The sequence below is a fragment of the Mesorhizobium sp. LjRoot246 genome (assembly GCF_964254115.1).
Classification (GTDB): Bacteria; Pseudomonadota; Alphaproteobacteria; order Rhizobiales; family Rhizobiaceae; genus Mesorhizobium.
In genome coordinates this window covers 4,027,155-4,048,801 of sequence record NZ_CAXUSN020000001.1, presented here as the reverse complement: position 1 = coordinate 4,048,801, position 21,647 = coordinate 4,027,155, and the positions used below count along the sequence as shown (strand labels likewise).

Annotated in this window: 25 protein-coding genes; 15 read left to right on the top strand and 10 right to left on the bottom strand. The window is 62.2% G+C overall.

Features of this window, described 5'->3' with window-relative positions; translation table 11 throughout:
- Positions 1-38 precede the first annotated feature (38 nt).
- Together ACSQ3L_RS19610 and ACSQ3L_RS19605 are read left to right on the top strand one after the other, a co-directional pair.
- Positions 39-1,559 carry a sensor histidine kinase gene (locus ACSQ3L_RS19610; RefSeq protein WP_436161446.1) on the top strand — a complete coding sequence of 507 codons (1,521 nt, stop codon included), beginning with the start codon at positions 39-41 and terminating at the stop codon, positions 1,557-1,559.
- Between the two features lie 49 nt (positions 1,560-1,608).
- The gene (locus ACSQ3L_RS19605) at positions 1,609-2,139 is read left to right on the top strand and encodes a GNAT family N-acetyltransferase (RefSeq protein ID WP_436161445.1); all 531 of its coding nucleotides are present in this window, start codon (positions 1,609-1,611) and stop codon (positions 2,137-2,139) included.
- Between the two features lie 12 nt (positions 2,140-2,151).
- Here ACSQ3L_RS19605 and ACSQ3L_RS19600 read toward each other — a convergent pair whose 3' ends face one another.
- Positions 2,152-3,150: a nicotinate-nucleotide--dimethylbenzimidazole phosphoribosyltransferase gene (locus tag ACSQ3L_RS19600; RefSeq protein ID WP_436163485.1), complete on the bottom strand. Its 999-nt coding sequence runs from the start codon at positions 3,148-3,150 to the stop codon at positions 2,152-2,154.
- 197 nt (positions 3,151-3,347) lie between these two features.
- On the opposite strand from ACSQ3L_RS19600, the gene ACSQ3L_RS19595 reads away from it, so the two are divergent.
- Positions 3,348-3,581, top strand: coding sequence for a DUF1289 domain-containing protein (locus ACSQ3L_RS19595; protein ID WP_436161444.1), 234 nt, complete (start codon positions 3,348-3,350; stop codon positions 3,579-3,581).
- Between the two features lie 7 nt (positions 3,582-3,588).
- Entirely contained in the window at positions 3,589-4,293 is a 705-nt protein-coding gene (locus tag ACSQ3L_RS19590) for a TIGR02281 family clan AA aspartic protease (RefSeq protein WP_436161443.1), read from the top strand.
- Between the two features lie 16 nt (positions 4,294-4,309).
- On the opposite strand, the gene dusA is transcribed toward ACSQ3L_RS19590, so the two are convergent.
- The gene (gene dusA, locus ACSQ3L_RS19585) at positions 4,310-5,320 is read right to left on the bottom strand and encodes a tRNA dihydrouridine(20/20a) synthase DusA (protein WP_436161442.1); all 1,011 of its coding nucleotides are present in this window, start codon (positions 5,318-5,320) and stop codon (positions 4,310-4,312) included.
- 478 nt (positions 5,321-5,798) lie between these two features.
- Here dusA and ACSQ3L_RS19580 point away from each other — a divergent pair, with 478 nt between their 5' ends.
- The 10 genes from ACSQ3L_RS19580 (at position 5,799) to ACSQ3L_RS19535 (ending at position 11,626) form a co-directional block, all read left to right on the top strand.
- Entirely contained in the window at positions 5,799-6,131 is a 333-nt protein-coding gene (locus tag ACSQ3L_RS19580) for a BufA1 family periplasmic bufferin-type metallophore (protein ID WP_436161441.1), read from the top strand.
- 69 nt (positions 6,132-6,200) lie between these two features.
- Positions 6,201-7,064 (top strand): MNIO family bufferin maturase, encoded by an 864-nt coding sequence (bufB, locus tag ACSQ3L_RS19575; RefSeq protein ID WP_436161440.1) that lies wholly within the window; start codon positions 6,201-6,203, stop codon positions 7,062-7,064.
- On the top strand, positions 7,048-7,839 hold the full coding sequence (locus tag ACSQ3L_RS19570; RefSeq protein WP_436161439.1) for an HvfC/BufC N-terminal domain-containing protein: 792 nt from the start codon (positions 7,048-7,050) through the stop codon (positions 7,837-7,839). The genes bufB and ACSQ3L_RS19570 overlap by 17 nt, the downstream gene beginning before the upstream one ends.
- Complete coding sequence (locus ACSQ3L_RS19565; protein ID WP_436161438.1) at positions 7,839-8,321, top strand: DoxX family protein; 483 nt, start codon at positions 7,839-7,841, stop codon at positions 8,319-8,321. Before ACSQ3L_RS19570 ends, ACSQ3L_RS19565 begins: the two co-directional genes overlap by 1 nt.
- The gene (locus tag ACSQ3L_RS19560) at positions 8,318-8,923 is read left to right on the top strand and encodes a sigma-70 family RNA polymerase sigma factor (RefSeq protein WP_436161437.1); all 606 of its coding nucleotides are present in this window, start codon (positions 8,318-8,320) and stop codon (positions 8,921-8,923) included. The genes ACSQ3L_RS19565 and ACSQ3L_RS19560 overlap by 4 nt, the downstream gene beginning before the upstream one ends.
- Positions 8,920-9,576, top strand: a complete 657-nt coding sequence (locus ACSQ3L_RS19555; RefSeq protein WP_436161436.1) for an NrsF family protein — start codon at positions 8,920-8,922, stop codon at positions 9,574-9,576. Before ACSQ3L_RS19560 ends, ACSQ3L_RS19555 begins: the two co-directional genes overlap by 4 nt.
- Positions 9,573-9,950, top strand: coding sequence for a mercuric transporter MerT family protein (locus ACSQ3L_RS19550; RefSeq protein WP_436161435.1), 378 nt, complete (start codon positions 9,573-9,575; stop codon positions 9,948-9,950). The genes ACSQ3L_RS19555 and ACSQ3L_RS19550 overlap by 4 nt, the downstream gene beginning before the upstream one ends.
- 11 nt (positions 9,951-9,961) lie before the next feature.
- Positions 9,962-10,243: a heavy-metal-associated domain-containing protein gene (locus tag ACSQ3L_RS19545; protein ID WP_436161434.1), complete on the top strand. Its 282-nt coding sequence runs from the start codon at positions 9,962-9,964 to the stop codon at positions 10,241-10,243.
- A complete protein-coding gene (locus ACSQ3L_RS19540) occupies positions 10,240-10,467 on the top strand; it encodes a GDCCVxC domain-containing (seleno)protein (RefSeq protein WP_436161433.1) in 228 nt (75 codons plus the stop codon). The genes ACSQ3L_RS19545 and ACSQ3L_RS19540 overlap by 4 nt, the downstream gene beginning before the upstream one ends.
- Before the next feature lie 799 nt (positions 10,468-11,266).
- A complete protein-coding gene (locus ACSQ3L_RS19535; RefSeq protein ID WP_436161432.1) occupies positions 11,267-11,626 on the top strand; it encodes a YybH family protein in 360 nt (119 codons plus the stop codon).
- A gap of 173 nt (positions 11,627-11,799) precedes the next feature.
- Here ACSQ3L_RS19535 and ACSQ3L_RS19530 read toward each other — a convergent pair whose 3' ends face one another.
- The 8 genes from ACSQ3L_RS19530 to ACSQ3L_RS19495 form a co-directional block, all read right to left on the bottom strand.
- A complete protein-coding gene (locus ACSQ3L_RS19530) occupies positions 11,800-12,102 on the bottom strand; it encodes a DUF982 domain-containing protein (protein WP_436161431.1) in 303 nt (100 codons plus the stop codon).
- A 139-nt stretch (positions 12,103-12,241) separates the two neighbouring features.
- Positions 12,242-13,228 (bottom strand): ABC transporter ATP-binding protein, encoded by a 987-nt coding sequence (locus ACSQ3L_RS19525; RefSeq protein ID WP_436161430.1) that lies wholly within the window; start codon positions 13,226-13,228, stop codon positions 12,242-12,244.
- Between the two features lie 8 nt (positions 13,229-13,236).
- Positions 13,237-14,196, bottom strand: a complete 960-nt coding sequence (locus ACSQ3L_RS19520) for an ABC transporter ATP-binding protein (RefSeq protein ID WP_436161429.1) — start codon at positions 14,194-14,196, stop codon at positions 13,237-13,239.
- Positions 14,193-15,164: an ABC transporter permease gene (locus tag ACSQ3L_RS19515; protein ID WP_436161428.1), complete on the bottom strand. Its 972-nt coding sequence runs from the start codon at positions 15,162-15,164 to the stop codon at positions 14,193-14,195. The genes ACSQ3L_RS19520 and ACSQ3L_RS19515 overlap by 4 nt, the downstream gene beginning before the upstream one ends.
- Positions 15,164-16,180, bottom strand: coding sequence for an ABC transporter permease (locus ACSQ3L_RS19510; protein WP_436161427.1), 1,017 nt, complete (start codon positions 16,178-16,180; stop codon positions 15,164-15,166). The genes ACSQ3L_RS19515 and ACSQ3L_RS19510 overlap by 1 nt, the downstream gene beginning before the upstream one ends.
- Positions 16,181-16,202: 22 nt before the next feature.
- The gene (locus ACSQ3L_RS19505) at positions 16,203-17,864 is read right to left on the bottom strand and encodes an ABC transporter substrate-binding protein (RefSeq protein WP_436161426.1); all 1,662 of its coding nucleotides are present in this window, start codon (positions 17,862-17,864) and stop codon (positions 16,203-16,205) included.
- Positions 17,865-17,883: 19 nt separating this feature from the next.
- The gene (locus ACSQ3L_RS19500) at positions 17,884-18,789 is read right to left on the bottom strand and encodes a proline iminopeptidase-family hydrolase (RefSeq protein ID WP_436161425.1); all 906 of its coding nucleotides are present in this window, start codon (positions 18,787-18,789) and stop codon (positions 17,884-17,886) included.
- A gap of 55 nt (positions 18,790-18,844) precedes the next feature.
- On the bottom strand, positions 18,845-20,359 hold the full coding sequence (locus ACSQ3L_RS19495) for a leucyl aminopeptidase (protein WP_436161424.1): 1,515 nt from the start codon (positions 20,357-20,359) through the stop codon (positions 18,845-18,847).
- 238 nt (positions 20,360-20,597) lie between these two features.
- On the opposite strand from ACSQ3L_RS19495, the gene ACSQ3L_RS19490 reads away from it, so the two are divergent.
- Positions 20,598-21,500, top strand: a complete 903-nt coding sequence (locus tag ACSQ3L_RS19490) for a LysR substrate-binding domain-containing protein (protein ID WP_436163484.1) — start codon at positions 20,598-20,600, stop codon at positions 21,498-21,500.
- The last annotated feature ends 147 nt before the right edge of the window (positions 21,501-21,647 follow it).

Genomic DNA, 21,647 nt, shown 5'->3' with positions numbered 1-21,647 from the left:
CACTTGGAAAACCGCTGCTCGCATAAATTGAAGTTTTGATGCCCTTGCAACGCTCGAACACAGCGGACAAGTTCATTGTGGACCGCAGGAAACCTCATCGCAACAGCGATGTGGCACGCGCGGTGCGCAAGACGCGCGACCGTCTTTCGCAGCAGGCCGGCAATCCCGATTTCGATCGCGAGCTGCTGAAGCTCCACGCCCGCGCCATGACCGGCGGCGCCATCGCCATCCCGCTTCTTATCCTGGCGATCGCGGCTGCTGGTAGGCTGGCCGGCATCGGCAACGAAATCGGCCTCTGGGCGCTGTTCACGCTGACCTGCTACACCTTCGTCGTCTTCCTTGCGCGGCGCATCGAGCGCACTGAAGCTTCCGAGCTTAACCCTTTGCAAACGCGAAGGGAATTCCTGATCGGCCATTTCCTTTGCGGTCTCGGCTGGGCTTGGTTCGTCTGGCTCGGCTGCGGCGCCTGCGAGGTCGATCAGTTCCAAATCGTCAAGGTCGTGGTGCTGCTGATTGCCATGGCGGCGACCGCGGTGATGACCTCGTCTCTGCGCGGGGCGCTGTTGGCGACGTTTGCCGTTCCGGTGGCACTGTACGCCTATATCGGGTTGGAGCTGTGGATGCCGGTCGAGGCGATCATGGCCGGGCTGCTGGTCGTGTCGCTGCCCTTCTTCGCCTATGTCGCCCGTCAGCTCAATCACTCGTCCCTGATGATGTTGTCGTTCCGCTCCGAAAAGGATGCCCTGATCGCCGAGCTGGAGACGGCGAAATCGATGTCGGACGAGGCGCGGCGGCGGGCGGAAGATGCCAATCTGGCGAAATCGCGGTTCCTTGCTTCGATGAGCCACGAATTGCGCACGCCGCTCAACGCCATTCTCGGTTTTTCCGAGGTGATGTCGAACGAGGTGCTAGGGCCGATGAGCAATCCCACCTATCGCGACTACGCCCATGACGTGCACGAATCCGGCCAGCATCTGCTTGACCTGATCAACGAGATCCTCGACCTGTCGCGCATCGAGGCTGGTCGCTACCAGCTCAATGAGGAGCCGGTAATGCTGCTTGGTATCGTCGAAGATTGCTGCCACATGATGGAGTTGAGGGCGCGCAACAAGGACATCCGTGTCGTCCAGGATTTCGAGCATGAGCTGCCTCGGCTGTTCGCCGATGAACGGGCGGTGCGGCAGATCACGCTCAACCTTCTGTCGAATGCGATAAAATTCACCGCCACCGGCGGCGAAATCCGTGTCCGTGTCGGCTGGACGGCGGGCGGTGGACAATACATTTCGATCAAGGACAATGGCCCGGGCATACCGGAAGACGAGATCCCGGTGGTGCTCTCAGCCTTCGGCCAGGGCTCGATCGCCATCAAGAGCGCCGAGCAAGGCACCGGACTTGGCCTGCCGATCGTGCAAGGCCTGCTTGCCATGCATGGCGGCGAGTTCGAACTTCATTCCAAGCTGCGCGAAGGCACCGAGGCGATCGCCATCTTCCCGCTAAGCCGGGTGATGGAGGAATTGCCCGCACTGCCGACTGCGGCGGTGGCGGCGCGGCGGCGATAGGCGCCACGCCGCCCTGGGTCTATGGTCAGCAAGAAGGCGGCACTCCACAATGGCAGCAGATGATTGGCATGCCAGTGGCGTCGAGATCAAATCAGAGCGCCTTCGCCTGAAGCTGTTTACAGCCGACGATGCCGAAGACCTCTTTGCCGCCATCACTCCCGCCGTCACCCGTTTCATGCAGTGGGAACCACCTCGATCACTGGCGGCCTTTGCCGAGGTATGGCGATCCTGGCTGGCACCAATCGATGACGGATCGGATTTGCATTTTGTCGTGCGTGCATTGGCAGACGATTGCTGTCTGGGGCTTGTCGGCCTTCATGCAGCGAAGACCGCGTGTCCCGAGCTCGGGATCTGGATTAGAGAAGACGCTCAAGGAAACGGCATTGGCAGAGAGGCAATTGCTGCTGTTGCAGAATGGGCCGTCGAGACACTCGAACCGGACTGCTTCGAATATCCGGTTGCCGAAAGGAACGTGGCCGGCAGAAGAATAGCGGAACGCCTTGGGGGCGTAATAGTCGACAGACGCTCCAACCCAAAATATGCCGCTGTCGTCTACCGCATTCCCAATCTCGGGCGCTAATACGTCAAGACTCTAGCCGCGTACCGCCGCAGCCATGCCCGAACTGGTCAGTGCCGCCGCCTTGACCAGACCCGCGGCAAGGGCGGCCCCTGCCCCTTCGCCATGGCTGATGCCAAAATCAAGCAATGGGCGCAGCCCGAGCCGTTCGGCGGCGCGTGCGTGTGCCGGCTCTGGTGACAGGCTGGCCAGCAGGCAATGATCGAGCGCGGCAGGGTTGGCAGCGTGCAGCACCGCTGCGGCGGCCGTCGCGGCAAGCCCATCGAGCAGCACCGGGATCTTCTGCATCCGCGCGGCCATGATGGCGCCGGCAATTGCCGCGAATTCACGGCCGCCGACCCGGCGCAGCGCCTCGAGCGGGTCGCCGAGATGAGCGCCGTGAAAGGCCAGCGCCGCATCAACCACACCAGCCTTGCGCGCCTGCATCGCCGCATCGGCGCCCGACCCCGGGCCGACCCAATCGACGCCCCTGCCCCCGAACAGCGCCGCAAACAAGGCCGCGGCGACGGTGGAGTTGCCGACGCCGAGATCGCCGAGGCACAAGAGATCGGTGCCGCCCGCGATCGCTTCCATGCCGAAGGCCATGGTGGCGGCACAGCCGCGCTCATCCAGTGCGGCAGCCTCGGCAATGTCGGCGGTCGGGATGTGCAGGGCAAGATCGAAAACCTTTAGCCCGAGATCGTTGGCAATGCAGATCTGGTTGACCGCAGCCCCTCCAGCGGCGCAAAGCTCGACCGCGTTGGCGGTCGCCGGCACCGGGCGTGGCGAAATGCCGTGTCGTGTGGCGCCGTGATTGCCGGCAAAGACCGCCATCAGCGGTCTCGTCACCGCGGGCGGAGCCCGCCCGCTCCAGGCGGCCAGCCACGCGGCGATGTCCTCGATGCGGCCAAGCGAACTGCCCGGCTTGTCAGCCTTGGCAAACAGCGCGCGCGCGCGGGCCTCGGCTACCGTGTCGGCCGCCGGCAGATTGGCCAGCAGGTTGCGAAAATCATCGAAAGGCAGTGCGCTGGTCATCACGTTGGCGATCGTTCCCTGGAGTTGGTGAGCGGCATAGCCGCCTTGTGCGGTTGGCACAACCTCTGGGATTATGGTCCTGCATTTGCCGCAAAGCCGGCCGTGAAGGGCGCAATCGCGGGGGCTTGCATTGGCTTTACCGTTGCACCATGTGGAGGTGGAACGAGGGGTTCCGGATGGAAACCCAAGAGAAAGTCATGACGGCCATCGAATCCCCGTGCATCCTGGTCTGTTCGATCGACATGAAAACCGGCTTCTGTTTCGGTTGCGGCCGCACGCGCGAGGAAATCGGCGCATGGATCGGGATGACGCCGGAAACGCGCCGCGGCGTCATGGCTGAACTGCCGGCCCGGCTGGAAACGGTCGAGCGCCGGCCGCGCCGGGAAACGCGCCGAACCCGCATGGCGCGCGAACGCGACGCACTTTCGTGAGGCACCGATGAGCCGGTTGTTCTGGATATTGATGGCCGCGATCGGAGTGGGAGCAGTACTGCTCATGCTCAACGATTCCGCAGGCAGCACGCTTGGCGTCGAGAACAACGATTTCAGCCGGCTGGTCTGGCTGGGTGCCTTTGGCGCTCTCATCGGCGCCGGCCTGCTTCGTTCGGGCCGGCCATTGGGCGCCATGGCCCGCAACCTTGGCGCCTGGGCGGCCATCGCACTCGCGTTGATCGCCGGCTATCAATATCGCTATGAACTGCAGGATGTCGCCAGCCGGGTGACGGCGGGCCTTGTTCCCGGTAGCCCGCTCGCCCTTGGCGTCGAAGACGGTCACGCCACTGTGACACTGGACAAGGCGGACAACGGCCATTTCGAAGCCCGCATCCTGATCAACGGCAACCCGGTGCGGGCCGTTGTCGATACCGGCGCGACCAGCACCGTGCTGACATCTCAAGATGCGCTAGCCGCCGGGTTCAATCCGGCCGCGCTCAACTACACCATACCGGTTTCGACCGCCAACGGCGTGGCGCGCGCCGCGGCCGTGAAGACAGATCAGATTGCGATCGGCGGCATCATGCGCAGGGACATGCCGGTGATGATCGCCGCACCCGGCATGCTCAGCCAGAGCCTGCTCGGCATGAACTTCATCGGTTCGCTGTCGGGTTTTGACGTGCGCGGCGACCGCATGATCCTCAGGGACTGAAGTCCGCCCTCCAAACTCAGGCCGCCTCGGCCGCTACGCCATTGAGTTCGACGGCCGCGAAAGCCGTCTTCAACACGTCCGGGGCGGCGCCGGGTTTTGTCGCGTCGGTGGACAGGATCTGACGGTAGCGGCGCGCGCCGGGCAAACCGTGGAAGAGGCCGACCATATGGCGGGTGACATGGCCAAGCCGCCCGCCCTGCTCGATATGGCGTGCCGCATAGTCCGCCATGACATCGATCAGCGCGGCGAAATCGAACGCTTCGGACTTGGCACCGTAGAAGGCGGCATCGACGCCGGCCAGAATGCCAGGCGTGTGGTAAGCGGCGCGGCCAAGCATGGCGCCGTCGACATGACCGAGATGCTCTCGTGCCTCTTCAATCGACTGAATGCCGCCATTGATGCCAATGAATTCGTTATGTTTTCGGGCCTTCAGCCGATAGACCCTGCTGTAATCGAGCGGCGGGATGTCACGGTTTTCCTTGGGGCTCAGCCCTTCCAGCCACGCCTTGCGCGCATGCACCCACAGCGCGTCGGTGCCGGCATCGAAAACACCATCCGCCAGCGCATCGAGGGCCGGCTCTGGATCCTGCTCGTCGACGCCGATGCGGCATTTGACGGTCACGGGAATTGTCACCGCCGCTTTCATCGCCGCGACGCAGCCGGCGACGAGGTCAGGCACCTTCATCAGGCAGGCGCCGAACGTACCCGACTGAACGCGGTCTGACGGACAACCGACATTGAGGTTGATCTCGTCGTAGCCAAAAGCTTCGCCGACGCGCGCCGCCTCGGCAAGTTTTTGCGGATCCGAGCCGCCGAGCTGCAGCGCGACCGGATGCTCCGCGGCATCGAAACCGAGCAGCCGCTCGCGAGCGCCATGAATGACCGCGTCGGCCACCACCATCTCGGTATAGAGCAGCGCATGGCTCGTCAACTGGCGATGGAAGAACCGACAATGCCGGTCCGTCCAATCCATCATAGGTGCAATCGAGAGCCGGAACTCTTTGTAATTGCCTGTCTTTTCATTCATTCGCGGTGACTTTCGCGGCCTCATCCATACGGCCTCGCGCTGACTTAAGCGATTTTGCGGCAATTTCCTACCCGCTGTGCCGCGCCGCATCGATTCGTCGGGTGGTTTGGGCATGGAAAGGTCGCTCGTGGCCCGGAAGAGCGTGCGGTGGGGCACGAGGTGAGGTAAAAATCTGGATAGGCGGCGCCGGATGTCCACCGACGAACCGTCAATTTGCGGAGCCGCGATGGCGATGCGGCCGCCTCATCAAGGCTCATCTGCGGTTGATTTGCGGCGCCCGTCGCTTCAAGTGTGTTGTTCTTTGCCGGCGATCCCACATAGCGGCCCCAACCGCCGCACTACACAGATTCGTGATCCGTGGATATCTGAACCGCCGTAACCTCCGCGGGTTCTGTCGCGAACTTCCAGAAGAACCTGCCGCTTCCCAGCATCGCCGGGGGAGATGGGTTCGTGCAACAACGCCCATTTGGAGGACAGCATGTCAAACCGCCTGATTTCCGCCGTCGTCGCCAGTGCCTTTGCCGCCGCCATCGGCGCCGCCGCCATCGGCTCTGCATCCGCCGCGATGAGCGAGGAAGAAATGATGAAGATGCGGGAGATGACCAAGAAGGAGGTCGCTTCCGGCAAGATGGAGAAGTGTTTCGGCGTGGCGCTGAAGAGCCACAACGACTGCTACGCTGGCGCTGGAACCACCTGTGCGGGCACGGCCACCAAGGACTACCAGGGCAATGCCTTCAAGCTGGTGGCGAAGGGGACCTGCACCGCCATGACCACGCCCAAGGGCCAGGGCTCGCTGAAACCGATCACTTGATACCGAGGAAACCCGGGCGGGTGGCGTTACCATCCGCCCCATATCGATTGCCTTTCCGGGAGCCCGATCATGGACATTCCTCCGCGCGCCGGAGTGGGACTTAAGCCGCAGCACTACCGTGACATTTTGGAAACCGCGCCGGACGTCGGCTTTTTCGAGGTCCACGCCGAAAACTACATGGGGGCGGGCGGGCCACCGCACCGCTACCTCGCGGCGGTGAGCGAGCGTTATCCGCTATCGTTGCACGGCGTCGGTCTGTCGATCGGCGCGGCCAAGCCCCTTGACCAAGACCATTTGAGGCGCCTGAAAGACCTGATCGCCCGCTACCAGCCCGGCCTTTTCTCCGAGCACCTTGCATGGTCGAGTCATAGCGATGTGTTTCTGAATGATCTCCTGCCGACGCCCTACACGAGGGAAACGCTCCTGCGCATTGCCTCACACATCGACGAGGTGCAGGAAACGCTAGGCCGCCAGATGCTGCTGGAAAATCCTTCTACTTACATCGCCTTTGCCGAAAGCACCTATGCCGAACCTGATTTCATCGCCGAAGTGCAGCGCCGCACCGGCTGCGGACTGCTGCTCGACGTGAGCAACGTCCATGTTGCTTCGACCAATCAGCAGTGGGACCCGTTCGCTTATGTCGATGCCTACCCGCTCGGCGCGGTGCAGGAAATACATCTTGGCGGCTTCACGCCGGAAACCGATGAGAAAAAGAGGCCACTGCTCATCGACACCCACAACCGGCCGGTCGACCCGTTGGTTTGGCGGCTCTACGCCTACGCGATTGATAAACTCGGCCCCACGCCGACGCTGATCGAATGGGATGCCGATTTGCCGTCATGGAACGAGCTGCACGCCGAGGCCATGCGAGCCGAAGGGTATATGAAGTCTCACGCGCCACAGCAGGAGATGCGCCTTGCAACGACTGGCTGAACGGCAACAGGACTTCGCGCTGGCCCTGCTCGACGCTGCTCGCGCGACGCCCCAGGGCCTCGTGGGACCCGATGGCTTGCCAAGTCCGCGCCGCTTTGCGGTCTATCGCAACAATGTCGTGGCTGGCCTGATCGAGACGCTGAAGGAAAATTACCCGGCGGTTCACCGCATCGTCGGAGATGAATTCTTCCGTGCCTTGGCAGGGCAATTCGTAATTGCCCATCCGCCGCAGTCGCCCATCATGTTGGGCTACGGCGCGGGCTTCCCCGAATTCATCGACGAGTTCGATCCTACGGCGACACTCCCCTATCTCGCTGACGTGGCGAGGATCGAGCGCGCCTGGATCGAGGCCTATCACGCGGCCGATGCGGAGCCGATTTCCGCCAATGATCTCCTGGCGATCGATCAGCACCGCCTGGGCCGGGTCCGGCTGGCGCTCCATCCTTCACTCCGGGTGACGCGATCGCGGTTTCCCGCCCTCACCATCTGGCGCATGAACGTTGCGGGCGGCGAGCCCGCAGCTGTCGATCTCGAAGCCGGTGGAGAGGATGTCCTCATCATCCGCCCGAGCGCCGAAGTTGTAGTGCACCAACTGCCGATGGGAGCTGCGGCCCTCGTAAGGACCCTGGGCGCCGGCAAGCCAGTGGTGGCCGCGGCCATCGCCGCGCTCGAAACCGCACCGCACTTCGATCTCAGGGCGATTTTGGCCGGACTGATCGAAGCCGGCGCCTTCATCGGTTGGAGCATCGGACACGATACCGGAGATGAACCATAATGATTTCCGCGCCTGAACTGGTCCGCACACTGACGAGGTGGCTTTCCTCTGTCGCCGTGGCCGTGGCGCCGCTGTTTTTGCGAGCAGCTCTCGCAGTGCCGTTTTTCCGCTCCGGCCTCACCCGCTGGGACGGTTTTCTGCAGCTTTCGGACAGCACCATCTATCTGTTCGAAGAGGAGTTCAAGCTGCACATCTTCGGTGCCGAGTATGGTTTCCCCATGCCCGATGCCGTGGCCTTTCTGGTCGCAACCGCCGAACTCACTTTGCCGATGCTGCTGATTCTGGGCCTCGCCACCCGCTTTGCCGCCTTGGCAATGCTCGTCATGACCGGCATCATCCAGCTTGTGGTGCCCGATGGCTGGGCCAACTTCCATCTGCCCTGGGCTGCCATGGCGATCTCCGTCATTGCCCTTGGTGCGGGACCCATTTCCCTTGACCGGCTGGTCGCGCGACGATTTGTTTCGGAGGCGTATCGGCAATGACCACCCCTCCCGTGTTGAAACTTGTGAGAGGGGGAGCTGCTCCTCCGCCGCAGGTGCGGGAGCTGGATTGGTCGATCCTCATGGCAAGGGTCCAGGACGGCGATGCCAATGCCTATCGGCGGCTCCTCGAGAGCGTCACGCCATATCTCCGCGCCCACGCCGCGCGCTGTCACCGCAATCCCAGCGATGTCGAGGATGCGGTGCAGGATATACTGCTCACCCTGCACGCTGCGCGTGCGACCTACGATCCAGTGCGGCCCTTCGGTCCCTGGCTCACGGCCATTGCCAGACGCAGGCTGATCGACCGGCTGCGCCGCCAGGGCCGTCGCCGGGCCCTGGAAACGGAATCTGAGCCTAACTATGAAACCTTTGCCGATCCGTCCGCGAACCTTGAGGACATGACGAATATCCATGACATCACTGCTGCCCTCGACCGCCTTTCCTCCAGACAGCGCGAAGCCGTGCGGCTCACCAAGATCGAAGGACTGTCGCTGAAGGAGGCCTCCGCGGCGAGCGGTATGACCGTGGCGGCGCTCAAGATCGCCACCCACCGTGCCATCCGGCGTCTGCGGCAATTCTTCTCAGGCGGGAGCGAAACATGATCCCCACGGATGATCTCATCTCCGCGCTTGCGACCAATCTTAGGCCGGTCAGGCGGCTCCGTCCGCCAGTGCTGCGCGCCACCGGGTTCTTGCTCCTGGCGGCATTGATCTTCGTCATGATCGCCGCTGCCCATGGCTGGCGGCCAGGCCTCTTAGTTCGCCTGGTCGAAATCCGCTTCGCCTTGAGCCTCACGGGGGCTGTCTTCACCGGTATTCTTGCCGCAGTCGCGGCATTCCTCATCAGCCTTCCCGGCCGTTCGCGTCACTGGCTGTGGCTGCCCTTTCCGGCACTCGCCCTTTGGCTTTCCTCGATCGGCTATCAGTGCCTGAGATTCTGGATCCCGATGGTTCCCGGCAGCGCGCCTCCCGGTGAGACTGCCTCTTGCATTGCCACGTTGGTGCTGACCAGCCTGCCTTTGTCGCTCGCCTTGACCCTCATGCTGCGCCATGCAGCCAGTTTCAACCCGGCGCCAGTGATCTTCGCCGCAAGTCTTTCCGTCGCTGGTATCACCGCAGCAGCGCTGAGTCTTTTCCATCCACTCGACGCCAGCATCGAGATTCTGACGTTCAATCTCGGCACCGGATTGTTGATCGTGTTGTCGGGCGGCGCCATCAACCTATTCGTCTCGAACCGCGTAGGAAGGCCGGCATGAGCAGACCATTGATCGTCGACAATTCAAAGAACTCGCGGGCTGCGCTGTCGCTCGCTCTAGGCGGACTCTCGGCAGGTCTCCTCGCGTCGGCCTGCTGTGTCCTTCCCCTCGCCTTCGCTCTCGTGGGAATTAGTGGCGCATGGATCGCGCGCCTCACCGCGCTGGCGCCTTACCAGCCATATTTCCTCACGCTCGCAGCCGTCTCCATAGCTCTCGGATTCTGGCGCTACCGTCGCAGCGAGGCCGCCTGTCTCCCGGGCTCCCTTTGCGCCAGTCCTTTTTATCGCCGTTCCACCCGTTTCATCCTGTTGGCCGCGAGCCTAATTGCAGCGTCAGCGGCCGCTGTCGATGTCTTCGGACGGCTCAATTTGTAGGAGATCCCGCCATGCGCATCGTCATTGCAATTGTTGCGCTGCTTCTAGCCGCCTTGCCTGCCGCCGCAGCACAGCGCACCGCCACATTCTCAGTGCCCGACATGACCTGTCCGCTCTGCCCGATCACCGTTGCAACCGCGATCAGGCACCTCGACGGCATTGTCTCGGTTTCAACCGATGTCAGCGCCAAGACCGCAACGGTTGTCTTCGACGATGTCAAGACGAGCCCTGCGGCGATCGCCGATGCTTCCGCCAACGCTGGCTATGCTGCTGCATTGGTGGAGGAGCAATGATCGAGCTCACCGGCACCATCACCTGTCCCTCCTGCGGCCACCGCAGAAGCGAGACAATGCCTATCGATGCCTGCTTGCATTTCTACGAATGCGAAAGCTGCAAGACCCTCCTCAAGCCCCTAGCGGGAGATTGCTGTGTATTCTGCTCGTACGGCGATCATCCCTGTCCGCCGAAACAGGAAGAGCGGCAGTCCGGCGTCGTGGGCCAGCATCATTGCCGCTGAGGCTCATGGACGTTCTTACCTGGTGACGTTGGTACCTGGCAATCCGTGTTGCCTGGGCGGCGGCTTGAAGCTGCCAGCCGGTGCGTTGTACCAACGCGTGGGGCGCGGCTTCAGGTACGGTTTCGAGAGCTGACGTCGTTGTTGGTGGGCTCTTCAAGGAATCTGCAACGACACACCTGCCGCGCCAAGCTAGCGCAGCGCGTCGCATTCCAAGGAACCTGCGGCCTGCCTTTACCGCCTCATCGCGTAGACGTCTCAATGCTTTCGCCGCCGATCGGCAGTGCCATGTCGTCATCCAGCAGGCGGGTGATGCGGGCAAATCCGGTAAAAGCTCTCAGGCGAGTTCGTCAAGACGGCGGGCACGGATGATGCCTTGGCGAAGACTGTCGCGCTATGGGCAACCACTTCTCATCACGGAACTGCTCAAGGGAGCAGTCGGCGGCTCGTTCGCAGGAATGAAAATGGAAGAGAAGAAGAACTTTCGTGTGCAGTTTTTGCACACGAGCCCCCATAACTATTTGATTTTATTTAGTTGTCTACCCCATCCATCATCGGGGCGATGGCGAGCTTTGCTTTCGTCATGGCGTTCGGGCTGCCTTCGCGGGCACTCGTCCAATCGGGGTCTGCCAGATCGGGCCGTTGCGGCGCCTATTTAGCCTATTTGCCGCTTCTTTCAACCGCCTGGCTTTTGAGGCCGCCAGCGGGTGGCGACGCTGACCCAGAAAATTCCTCAACCTGGTCACGGACCGACCGAAAGGTTTGCGATAAGATTTCGTTTGGAAGCGCAGCGGAGGTCAACATGGGCGACCCAGCAGAGAGAAAGCCTGCCTACGATCCCCAGCAACTGGAGCCCCTGCTGGTTTCGCGGCAGCATGCGGGCGATGTCGACGGCATGACCGCCCTTTTCGAACCGGATGCGGTGATCGACTGTGGTGACGGACGCTCGCTGCGCGGCAGGGAGGCCATTCGCAGCTACTATGCCGAGATCGCCGCTTCAGGACGGAAGTTTGCAGTGGGTGAGCAGCGGCGGGCGCTCGTTTGCGGCGACCTCGCGCTCACATCGACCCGACTTCCCGACGGCGACGTGACCAGCGAGGTTGCCCGGCGGCAAGTCGATGGTAGCTGGCTTTGGGTGATCGATCGTTATTCCGTCACCTAGAGCAATTCCAGGAAAAGTATGAAACGGTTTTCCCAGGAAAAGCGCATAGCGCTTTCCCTTGGGAGTTGCATCAAAACAAAGAGTTAGAGTGGTTCGCTCCGAAGCGCATCGCAAAAACAAGACCCGCGCCGCCATGGCGCGAGACCTCGCAAGACCGTCAAGACAACAGGCTCCTACCGGCGCAATGCGTACACGCTTGCCTTGTTTTCGCCGGCCACCGGCAACGCGATGTCATCATCTAGAAGGCGCGTGATGCGCGCAAAGCCGGTGAAGGCTTTCCTTGCTTCCTCGGCAGACATCTGGCCCGACAAGGCGGCCGAGCAGCAGTTCAGCGCGCACTGATAGACCGGACCGCGTCGTCCCGTCGGCCATTTCCGCAAGAACATCATGGCCTCGGCAACACTATCGATTTCTTCGACAGGATGCCCTTGCCCGCGCGAAATCCGCACGGGCGAAAAGAAATGCAACTGGTCCATCGTTTCCTCCCGGTCGACCGCGATGCGCTCGATCGAACCCCATCAAACGCGCCATCCGCCAGTTGGTTCCACGCAGAAAATGGAATCTTTTTGAAATCTGTCAGGCGAATGCGATCACCCGTGCGGTGTTGACCGTCGCCTACATCTTCGGGAAGTGGCAGGCGACTTTGCGGCCGGGTTCGTATTCCCTCAACTGCGGCCGCTCCGAACGGCAGCGCTCCACGGCGATCGGGCATCGAGGGTGGAAACGGCACCCGGATGGAGGGTTGAGCGGGCTCGGTACGTCGCCGGTGAGGATGATGCGCTTGCGCGTCCCGCTGGGCGTCGTCTCCACGACGGGAACTGCAGAGATCAGCGCCTGGCTGTAGGGATGGGTTGGTGCTGCAAACAACTCTTCCGCCGGCCCCTCTTCGACGATCGAGCCGAGATACATGACCGCGATGCGGGTCGACACCTGGCGCACGACGGACAGGTCGTGGGCGATGAAAATATAGGTGAGTTGCAGCTTTTCCTGCAGATCGGCGAGCAGGTTGACGATTTGCGCCTGCACCGACACGTCGAGCGCGGAGACGGGTTCATCCAACACCACGAGATCGGGGTTCAAGGCAATAGCCCGCGCTATACCGACACGCTGGCGCTGCCCGCCTGAAAATTCGTGCGGAAACCGCATGACATGATCCGGCAGCAATCCGACGAGGTCGAACAGTTCCGCCACGCGTTTGGTGATCTCGCTCGACGAAAGCCTGCCGTGGATGCGCAGCGGTTCGGCCACAAGGTCGCCGACGCGCCGGCGCGGATTGAGCGAGGCCGACGGGTCCTGGAAAACCATTTGCAGGCGCCGCCGCAGCGGCCTGAGTTCCGACAGCGATTTCGAGGTGATGTCGTCACCTTCGAACAGAAGCTTGCCGTCGGAAATGTCGTAGAGCCTTACCAGGCAGCGCGCCAACGTGGACTTGCCGCATCCGGATTCACCAACCAGCCCGACCGTCTCGCCGCGGCGCACGGTCAGCGAAACATCGTCGACCGCATGGACGGTTCGCTTGCCTTCGGCGGAAAACCGGGAGCCGATCGAGAAGCGTTTTCCCAGCGAACGCGTTTCGAGGATTGGCTGGTCTTTGTCGATCATCGGTCCGCTCATGCCTGCGCCACCCGAAAGCATGCCGCGGCGTGGGTGCCGCCGCCAAGGTTGGGCTTGCCGGCCTCGCAGGGCTCGTAGTGAACTGGGCATCGCGGACCGAAAGTACAGCCTAGCGGCAATCGCAGCAACGACGGCGGCGAACCGGGAATGGCCGGCAGGCGCCGTGGTTTTTCGCCGGTCAGCGGCGGGATCGAACCGAGCAGCGCGCGTGTATAGGGGTGTCGCGGGTCGGAAAACAGCTCCGTCCGGCTGCCGCGTTCCACCACGCGGCCCGCATACATGACCATGACCCGGTCGGCGAGTTCGGAGACCACACCCATGTCATGCGTTATGAAGACGACCGCCGACTTGTGCGTCGCGCGCAGTTTGCGCACCAGGTCGAGAATGCCGGCCTGTACCGTGACGTCGAGCGCCGTGGTCGGTTCGTCTGCCACCAGCAGTGCCGGATTGCAGGACAAAGCCATTGCTATCACCGCCCGTTGCCGCATGCCGCCCGAAAGCTGGTGCGGGTAGCGCGACATCGCCTCGTGCGGGTTTGGAAAATTCACCTCGGCCAGCAGTTCTTCCACGCGATCCATCGCCTTGGACTTGCTGATGTTGCGATGCGCGCGGATCTGTTCGGCAATCTGCCAGCCGATCGTGTAGACAGGCGTCAGAGCGGTCATCGGATCCTGGAAGATCATCGCGATCTCGTTGCCGCGCAGCCGCCTGAGTTCGCGCGCGGGCAGTCCGACGAGCTCTCGGCCCTTGTAGCGGATCGAGCCTTCGATGGCGGCGTTGGGATCGGTGATGAGGCCCATGACGGCCAGCAGCGATACCGTCTTGCCGGAACCGGATTCACCGACGACACCAAGGATTTCGCTCTCATCGAGGTCGAAGGAAACGCCGTCGATGGCCCGCACCAGGCCATCATTGGTGCGGAAGGATACTCTGAGGTCGCGCACTGACAGTATCATGATGTCCTCAGGCGCGGATCGAGAAGGATGTAGACGAAATCGACGACCGCATTGGCGATGACCACGAACATCGAAGCATACATCACCGTTGCCATGATCATCGGCAGATCGAGGTTCTGCAGCGCATCATAGGTGAGCTTGCCGATGCCGTGCAGCCCGAACACCACCTCCGTCAGCAGGGCCGAGCCTCCGACCAGCGCGCCGAAGTCCAGGCCGAACAGAGTGACGAAGGCGATGAGCGACGTACGCAAGGCATGGCGCAGCAAGATGCGGGTCTCCGACAGGCCCTTGGCCCGGGCCGTACGGATATAGTCTTCCTGCAGGGATTCGATGATTGCCGCGCGCAACACGCGCCCGTAAATACCGATATAGAGAATGGACAGCGTGATCCACGGAATGACCAGGGTCAGGAACCAGCCTTTCGGATCGTCGGAGAAATTCTTGTAGCCGAGCGGCGGCACCCAGGAGAATGCCCAGCTGTCGTGGTAGCGGCTCTGGGTGACCAGGTTCATCACCTCGCCCAGCCAGTAGACCGGCATGGAAATGCCGAGCAGCCCCAATGCCATCAGCAGCTTGTCCAGCCAGCTGCCGCGCGTGGCGGCGGCGACGATGCCGATGATGATGGAGACGACGACCCACAGAATCGCTGCCCCGAACACCAGCGAGAGTGTGACCGGGATCGAATCCATGACCGCCGGCACCACCTTCCAGCCACGATTGACGAAGGAGGTCAGGTCGCCCGTGACGAAGATCTTCTCCATCATCTTCACATATTGCACGTAGAGCGGTCGGTCGAAGCCGAAGCTGTGGCGCACCGCCTCCAGCACTTCGGGCGATGCATTGCGCCCGGCGATGCGCGCCGCCGGGTCGGCGCCCGGCGTCGCGAAGAAAATCAGGAAGACGATGACCGAGATGCCGAACATCACGAACAGCATCTGACCGAAACGGCGCAGGATTGCGTAGATCATCAGTCGCGCCCCAGCCGAACCTTGGAGCGCGGGTCGAGCGCATCGCGCAGCCCGTCGCCGAAGACATTGAGCGCCATGACGGAAACCGCGATCGCCAGACCCGGCACCAGCGCCACCAGTGGTCTGGTATAGAGCAGCGCCTGTCCGTCCTGGATGATGGTGCCCCAGCTCGCGGCGGGCGGCTGCACACCAATCGAAAGGAAGGAGAGTGCCGATTCCGTGAGCATGTTCAGCGCCATCATCAGCGGCACGAAGACGATGAGCGTGGTGGTGATGTTGGGCAGAATGTCTCGCCACAGGATGCGCCATCCCGGTACGCCCAGATTGATCGCGGCGAGCACGAATTCGCTGTGACGCAGCGACAGAACCTGCCCGCGTATCGGGCGCGCCACATAGGGCACGTAGACGATGCCGATGATGATGACCGGCAGCCAAAGACTGCCGGACTCGATCTCAATCGGCCCGATCTTGATACCATGGGCGATGGTGACGATGGAAAGCGAAATCGCCAGGAGATAGATCGGAAATGCCCACAGGATGTCGAGGAAGCGCGACAGCAGCGTGTCGGTGACGCCGCCGAAATAGCCGGCGATCAATCCCGCCGCCGTGCCCAGGATCAGGGTGAAGATGGTGGCTGCTCCGGAGATCAACAGCGAAATGAGCCCGCCATAGAGCATCCTGGCCATGACATCGCGTCCCTGGCTGTCGGCGCCGAGGAAGTAATTGCCGAGCCGCCAGGTCGGGCCGAGCGGTGTGTAGCCAAGCCCGAGCCCCTCCGTCGATTGTTCCATCACCGGAACGTCGGCGCCGTCGATCTGGATGACGGCGTCGAGCGTCGAGGCGAATGGATCCACGCCGGCCCATTTCGCGTAGAGAGGCGCACTGAGGCAGGCAAGGACGATGAGGAGGAACACGGCCAGGGACGCCATGGCGGCCCTGTCTCTTGCCAGCTTCGCAAACGCGACGACCCAAGGCCCTCGCGTCTTGCGCGGCGCGGCAACAGCTACGTTCGACACGGACGTGCCCCTCCGCAGTTCGTTACTGCACCCAGGACTGGGTGATCATCCAGTTGAACTGCCGGTTGAACTTGAAATTGCCGAGGCGTTTGCTGACGAAGTCAAGCCGCTTCGGCGTGAAGAGACCGACGGCCGGTGCCTTGTCGGTAACTTGCCTGTCGATTTCGGCCCACAATTTGTCGGCGGCTTTCTGGTCGGTGACGCCGAGGTCCAATGCCTTTTGCATCTTGGTGTCGATCTCCTTGTCGCAGAAGCCGGCGATGTTGATCGAAGCGTCCGAACCTTCACGGAACGAGGCGCAGCTGAACAGGATGTTCAGGAAGTCCGAAGCCGCTGGATAGTCCTTGTACCATTGGGTGACGGACATCTGCACTTTGTTGTTGGTGTTCTGGATGTAGGTGAACTGGATGTTGGGCGAGATCGGCTTAACGTCGGCGGCATAGCCGATGCTGGTCAGCACGCTCTGCAGATAGACGCCGATGGACCGCGAAATCGCGGTGTCCTCGGCGATGATGGTCACCTTCTGACCCTTGGTGCCGGATTCCTCGACGAGCTGCTTTGCCTTGTCGAGATCGGGTGCCGACCATTTGGCGCCCGGATTCTTGGTGAAGGGGCAATAGTCTTCATGGCCGGGGAAATCCGGAGGCAGGACCTGGCACACCGGCGAGGCCAGCACCTTGCCGCCGAACAGCTTGACCAGCGTGTTGCGGTCGATCGCATAGGCAACGGCCTGACGGGCTTTTTCGTTGTCGAAGGGTGCGAGACGATTGTTTAGCGGCGCGTACCACCACGCCGAAAGCGGCGAGATGTGCAGCTGGTCCATGGACTTGCTACCCAGTTCGCCCAGGCGGTCGCTCGGCAGTGCGTCGAACATCCAGTCCGCTTCGCCGTTCTGGATCGCGGTGACGGCTGCCTCTTCGGAGAGGCCAAAATCATATTGCACGACATCCGGATAGCCGTCTGGCTGGGCGTCCTCGCTCCATTGCTTGAAATTGGGATTGCGCGATACCGTCATGCCCTTGTTGGGATCGAAGGCGGAAATCATGTAGGCACCGGTGCTGGGAATGGGCTTGGAACCCATGTCTTCCGCGGGCGTGTCCGCCGGCAGGACCACGGCGTGCGGCAAGGCAAGCTTGTAGAGCAGCTCGGCATCCGGCTTGGCGATGTTGATGGTGATGGTGCCGGCCGCTTCGTCACCGACAACGCCGCCTTCCAGCGTGCAGCTCTTGGTATCGGCCAGGCATTTGTCGGCACCGACGATGCCGGCATAGAAGGTACCGGAGGTCGGTCCGGAAACCTTGAAGATGCGCTGGAGGGAAGCGACGACGTCCTTGACGCCGAGATCCTGGCCGCTGGAGAACTTGATGCCCTTGCGCAGCTTGAAGGTGAAGGTCTTGCCGTCATTGCTGACCTGCGGCAGGGCCTCGGCCAGATCGGGAACGATGGTGAAGCCGTCCATGCCCTCGGCCTTGCGGAAGGCCACCAGGCCGTCATAGATCGGCTGGTACATCTGCCAGCCCTGGTCCGTGTAATTGATGTGCGGATCGAGCGTTCCCGCCGCGGAGCGGGCTAGGAGGCGAATGGTGCCACCTCGGTGCTCCTTGAGATATTCGGCCTGTGCTGGGGCCAGCCATGTACCGGTCAGCAATGCCGCGGCTGTTGCCGCCAGAAGCAGTTTCTTCATGTCTTGATTCCCCTTTTTTTCAATTGTCGTTGTGGTCCAGGAAGTCTCCCACCACCCGCATGCACGCATCTTGCTCTTCGACATGCGGCATGTGGCTGGAATGCTCGAATATCTCCCAGTGCGATCCCTTGATGGCGTCCTTGTAAGGCTGCACGGTCGCGGGCGTGGCCTCGTCGTGACGTCCGGAAATGATCAATGTGGGAACATCGATGGCCGGCAGGCGGTCGACGATGCTCCAATTCTTCAGCGTTCCGATGACATGGAACTCGTTCGGCCCATTCATCAGATGATAGACCGTCGGATTGCGCACGACCTGGGCGAAACTCTCGGTGACTTCGGGCGGGAAAGGCACGACCCGGCAGACATGCCGCTCGTAGAACACCATCGTCGCCGCCTGGTAGGCCGCATCGTCCGTCGTGCCGGCCTGTTCATGCCGGGTCAGTGTCTCCTGCACATCCCCAGGCAGGTCGGCGCGCAACCGGTTGGCCTCTTCGACCCACAGCTTCATGGAAGCCGGCGAGTTGGCGATGGTCAGCGACTTCAGGCCCTGCGGCCGCGTGACCGCGTATTCGGCGCCCAGCATGCCGCCCCAGCTCTGGCCGAGCACATGGAAGCCCGCCCGAATGCCGAGATGGTCGACGAGGTTTTCAAGCTCGTCGATGAACAGCCGGGGTGTCCAGAAGTCGGCCCCTTTGTCGGGCAGCAAGGTGGAATTGCCGCAGCCCAATTGGTCATAGTGGATGACGGCGCGATCCCTTCGGGCAAGGAGCTTGTAGGCATCGACATAATTGTGGGCGACGCCCGGACCGCCATGCAGGATCACCACAGGCGCCTTTTCGCCACCAAGTTCGCCGGAGATTCGATACCAGGTCTCGTAGGCGCCGAAAGCGGCCCGTCCTTCCATGCCGATGATCTCAGATGACATCCCAGTTCCCAGTGCGGTTGAAGGTATCTTGATATTCGTCCGTGACGGCGGTCGCCTAACTCATGTTGCGGGTCACCTGCACCCACTCTTCCAGCATCTGCACGCCAAATGCCGTGGCGCCTTGCCTGCCGAGGGGCCTATCGGTGTCGGCCAGTTCCTTGCTGGCAATGTCGAGATGCACCCAGGGGCGGTCTTCCGTGAAATGGCGCAGGAAGGCCGCGGCATAGGGAGCGTCGCCGTCTTCCATGTCCTTGGCATGATGCCGCAGATCCGCGAACTGCGATTGCAAACCCTCATCGTAGGCCCGGTCGAGCGGCAGCCGCCAGAACCGCTCGCCAACCGTTTCTCCGGCCGCGATCATCTGTGACGCAATGGCATCGTCGGTGCTGAACAGGCCGGCGAATATCGATCCCAGGCCACGCGTCACCGAATAGGTCAGCGTCGCCAGATCGACGATCACCGACGGGTTGAAGCGCGTGGCTGCATAATGCAGGCAGTCGGCCAGAAGCAGGCGTCCTTCCGCATCCGTGTCGAACACTTCCACGGTCTGTCCCGAGGCCGTCGTGATGATGTCGCGTGGTTTGAGCGCGGTGCCGGACGGCATGTTCTCGGCGATACCGAGAACACCGACTGCGTGTACCGGACTTCCCTGTCGGGCGAGTGCGATCAGCAGGCCGACCACAGCCGCCGCCCCACCCATGTCGGCCTTCATGTCGAACATCTGCGATCCGCCCTTGATGCAGAGGCCACCCGAATCGAAACAGACGCCCTTGCCGACGAAAGCGAGCGGTTGGGCTGGAGCACCCTTGCCGCGGTAGCGCAGGACAGCGACCCGTGGCGGCCGCGCCGAACCTGACCCAACGGCCAGGAGCGCGTTCATGCCGAGCTCTTTCAGCTGCGCGGCATCGAGCATTTCGATGTCGATGCCGGCTTCACGCAACGGTTCCAGATGATCGTGGAAATTGTCGGGATGGAGATGGTTCGGCGGCAGGTTGACCAGGGTCCGTGCATATTCGACACCATCCGCGACGGCATTGATCCGCACCAGCGCCGCGGTCAGATCCGGGCTGCTGGCCCCAACCAGTTTCACCCGCAAGGTTCGATCCGCCCCGGCGCCTTGCCGCCGGTTGCGCATGTCGAAACGATAGCGTCGCAGCCGCATACCAAGCGCGACGCGCGCCAGGATTTCGGCGCCGGACAGCTCAACGCCGGCGATGGGATCGAGGACCAGCGTGGCCGCGCATTCGCCCTTGCCCTCCAGATGCGCCGCCAGCAAGCCGCCGGCGCGCGCCAATGACAGGGTCGTTACCGCTTCGGCTTTACCCAGGGCCAGGACGATCACGCGCTTGGTCGATACTGCTTGCGGGGCAATCAGATCAATGCAGATGCCGGATTCGGTCAAGGCGGCGGGGTCGGAGCAGGCACGGGACAGAATCCCGCTCATCTCGGCATCCAGGGCCGCTGCCCGCGGGCCAAAGCCGGCTTGGGCAGGTTGCAAAATCACGAGGACGGAGGTTTCCCCGGAAATATCGTCCGCGGTTTCGAAGACCGGCGCTGGCGATTGAGGCATAGGCTGGTGGTCTCTCCAATTGCGGCGACACCGAGCAAAGCTTCGCTCTTCCTCGGTGGAGACCGGTCAAGCCGGTCTCTGCCGCAGGCGGTATGGTGCCGATGTTCCCAAATAGTCGTTTCTTGAGACGACTTAATTGCTCTTGCCTTTTGGGTATCCCCTAACCGGGCAGGCGATCAAACGCGAATTTTGCCCATGTCGATTGACAAAAACTCAACTGACAACTCATGATCGGCCAATGGCCCTACCCTCACTCAACGGCATGCGCGCTTTCGAGGCCGCCGCGCGCCTCGGCAGCGTCAAGGACGCGGCGGAAGAATTGCATCTGACGCCCTCGGCTGTCAGCCGCCACATCCGCGCGCTTGAAAGGAACCTTGGCCAGGACCTGTTCGAGCGTGGTTTTCGCCAGATAACGCCGACCATCAGGGGATCTTACTACGCGCGCAGCCTTTCCGAGGCGTTCGAGGCCATTTGGCGCGCCACCGATGACGTCAGCCTCTCCGTGGGCTCGCGCCACGGCAAGATCCAACGTGTCAGGGTCTTGTGCGTGCCCACCGTCCTGAACCTTTGGCTGGCGGACCGGTTGCCAAACTTTCGCCGGTTGCATCCGTCGGTAGATCTGGAGATCTCCACCTCAGGCAAGCGCGCCAACTTCGATTTGGCCATTGTCGACGAGTTCGTCTACAAGGCCGGCCCGGCTTTGACGCTGCTGATCCCCCTGCTGCTGACGCCGGTCTGTGCTCCTTCGCTGCTGGAAGGTCCGGTGCCGCTGCGATCGCCGGCCGATCTGGTCAATCACCACCTGATCCACGAATGCGAGACCATGAGATGGAAGCGTTGGCTGGAGCAGGAAGGCGTGCTGGAAACGACCCCAAAATCCAGCACAACTCTGGATGATTGCACGCTGATCATGCGCGAGGCGATCAATGGCGCGGGAATAGCCCTTGCGGACACGATGATGGCGCAAGATTTTCTGCAGCAAGGCAAACTTGTCGCTCCGTTTCGTGCCCGCCACACCTACCCGGCCGGCATTTACCTGCATCAGCGCCGCAGCATCGGCAACAAACCAGGCACCGGCCTATTTCAGGATTGGCTGCTCGCCGAAGTTGCCGACCACAAGCAGGTCATGGCCATCGCCTAGGTGGTCCCCCGTTACCGAAGATGTCCGGAACCACTGCTTCAGATTGAAATCCCAACGTCGAATTTCGAATCATCGACCCCCAGGTGCAGAGGCGGCCCACCATTGCGACCCCTCGATAATCGCGGTTCGCATTGAATATCTTTAAGG

Excerpts from the sequence above, each read along its gene's own strand:
- ACSQ3L_RS19610 (WP_436161446.1), top strand. The coding sequence starts at position 39 with ATGCCCTTGCAACGCTCGAACACAGCGGACAAGTTCATTGTGGACCGC.
- ACSQ3L_RS19605 (WP_436161445.1), top strand. The coding sequence starts at position 1,609 with ATGGCAGCAGATGATTGGCATGCCAGTGGCGTCGAGATCAAATCAGAG.
- ACSQ3L_RS19600 (WP_436163485.1), bottom strand. The coding sequence starts at position 3,150 with ATGACCAGCGCACTGCCTTTCGATGATTTTCGCAACCTGCTGGCCAAT.
- ACSQ3L_RS19595 (WP_436161444.1), top strand. The coding sequence starts at position 3,348 with ATGACGGCCATCGAATCCCCGTGCATCCTGGTCTGTTCGATCGACATG.
- ACSQ3L_RS19590 (WP_436161443.1), top strand. The coding sequence starts at position 3,589 with ATGAGCCGGTTGTTCTGGATATTGATGGCCGCGATCGGAGTGGGAGCA.
- dusA (WP_436161442.1), bottom strand. The coding sequence starts at position 5,320 with ATGAATGAAAAGACAGGCAATTACAAAGAGTTCCGGCTCTCGATTGCA.
- ACSQ3L_RS19580 (WP_436161441.1), top strand. The coding sequence starts at position 5,799 with ATGTCAAACCGCCTGATTTCCGCCGTCGTCGCCAGTGCCTTTGCCGCC.
- bufB (WP_436161440.1), top strand. The coding sequence starts at position 6,201 with ATGGACATTCCTCCGCGCGCCGGAGTGGGACTTAAGCCGCAGCACTAC.
- ACSQ3L_RS19565 (WP_436161438.1), top strand. The coding sequence starts at position 7,839 with ATGATTTCCGCGCCTGAACTGGTCCGCACACTGACGAGGTGGCTTTCC.
- ACSQ3L_RS19560 (WP_436161437.1), top strand. The coding sequence starts at position 8,318 with ATGACCACCCCTCCCGTGTTGAAACTTGTGAGAGGGGGAGCTGCTCCT.
- ACSQ3L_RS19555 (WP_436161436.1), top strand. The coding sequence starts at position 8,920 with ATGATCCCCACGGATGATCTCATCTCCGCGCTTGCGACCAATCTTAGG.
- ACSQ3L_RS19550 (WP_436161435.1), top strand. The coding sequence starts at position 9,573 with ATGAGCAGACCATTGATCGTCGACAATTCAAAGAACTCGCGGGCTGCG.
- ACSQ3L_RS19545 (WP_436161434.1), top strand. The coding sequence starts at position 9,962 with ATGCGCATCGTCATTGCAATTGTTGCGCTGCTTCTAGCCGCCTTGCCT.
- ACSQ3L_RS19540 (WP_436161433.1), top strand. The coding sequence starts at position 10,240 with ATGATCGAGCTCACCGGCACCATCACCTGTCCCTCCTGCGGCCACCGC.
- ACSQ3L_RS19535 (WP_436161432.1), top strand. The coding sequence starts at position 11,267 with ATGGGCGACCCAGCAGAGAGAAAGCCTGCCTACGATCCCCAGCAACTG.
- ACSQ3L_RS19530 (WP_436161431.1), bottom strand. The coding sequence starts at position 12,102 with ATGGACCAGTTGCATTTCTTTTCGCCCGTGCGGATTTCGCGCGGGCAA.
- ACSQ3L_RS19525 (WP_436161430.1), bottom strand. The coding sequence starts at position 13,228 with ATGATCGACAAAGACCAGCCAATCCTCGAAACGCGTTCGCTGGGAAAA.
- ACSQ3L_RS19520 (WP_436161429.1), bottom strand. The coding sequence starts at position 14,196 with ATGATACTGTCAGTGCGCGACCTCAGAGTATCCTTCCGCACCAATGAT.
- ACSQ3L_RS19515 (WP_436161428.1), bottom strand. The coding sequence starts at position 15,164 with ATGATCTACGCAATCCTGCGCCGTTTCGGTCAGATGCTGTTCGTGATG.
- ACSQ3L_RS19505 (WP_436161426.1), bottom strand. The coding sequence starts at position 17,864 with ATGAAGAAACTGCTTCTGGCGGCAACAGCCGCGGCATTGCTGACCGGT.
- ACSQ3L_RS19500 (WP_436161425.1), bottom strand. The coding sequence starts at position 18,789 with ATGTCATCTGAGATCATCGGCATGGAAGGACGGGCCGCTTTCGGCGCC.
- ACSQ3L_RS19495 (WP_436161424.1), bottom strand. The coding sequence starts at position 20,359 with ATGCCTCAATCGCCAGCGCCGGTCTTCGAAACCGCGGACGATATTTCC.
- ACSQ3L_RS19490 (WP_436163484.1), top strand. The coding sequence starts at position 20,598 with ATGGCCCTACCCTCACTCAACGGCATGCGCGCTTTCGAGGCCGCCGCG.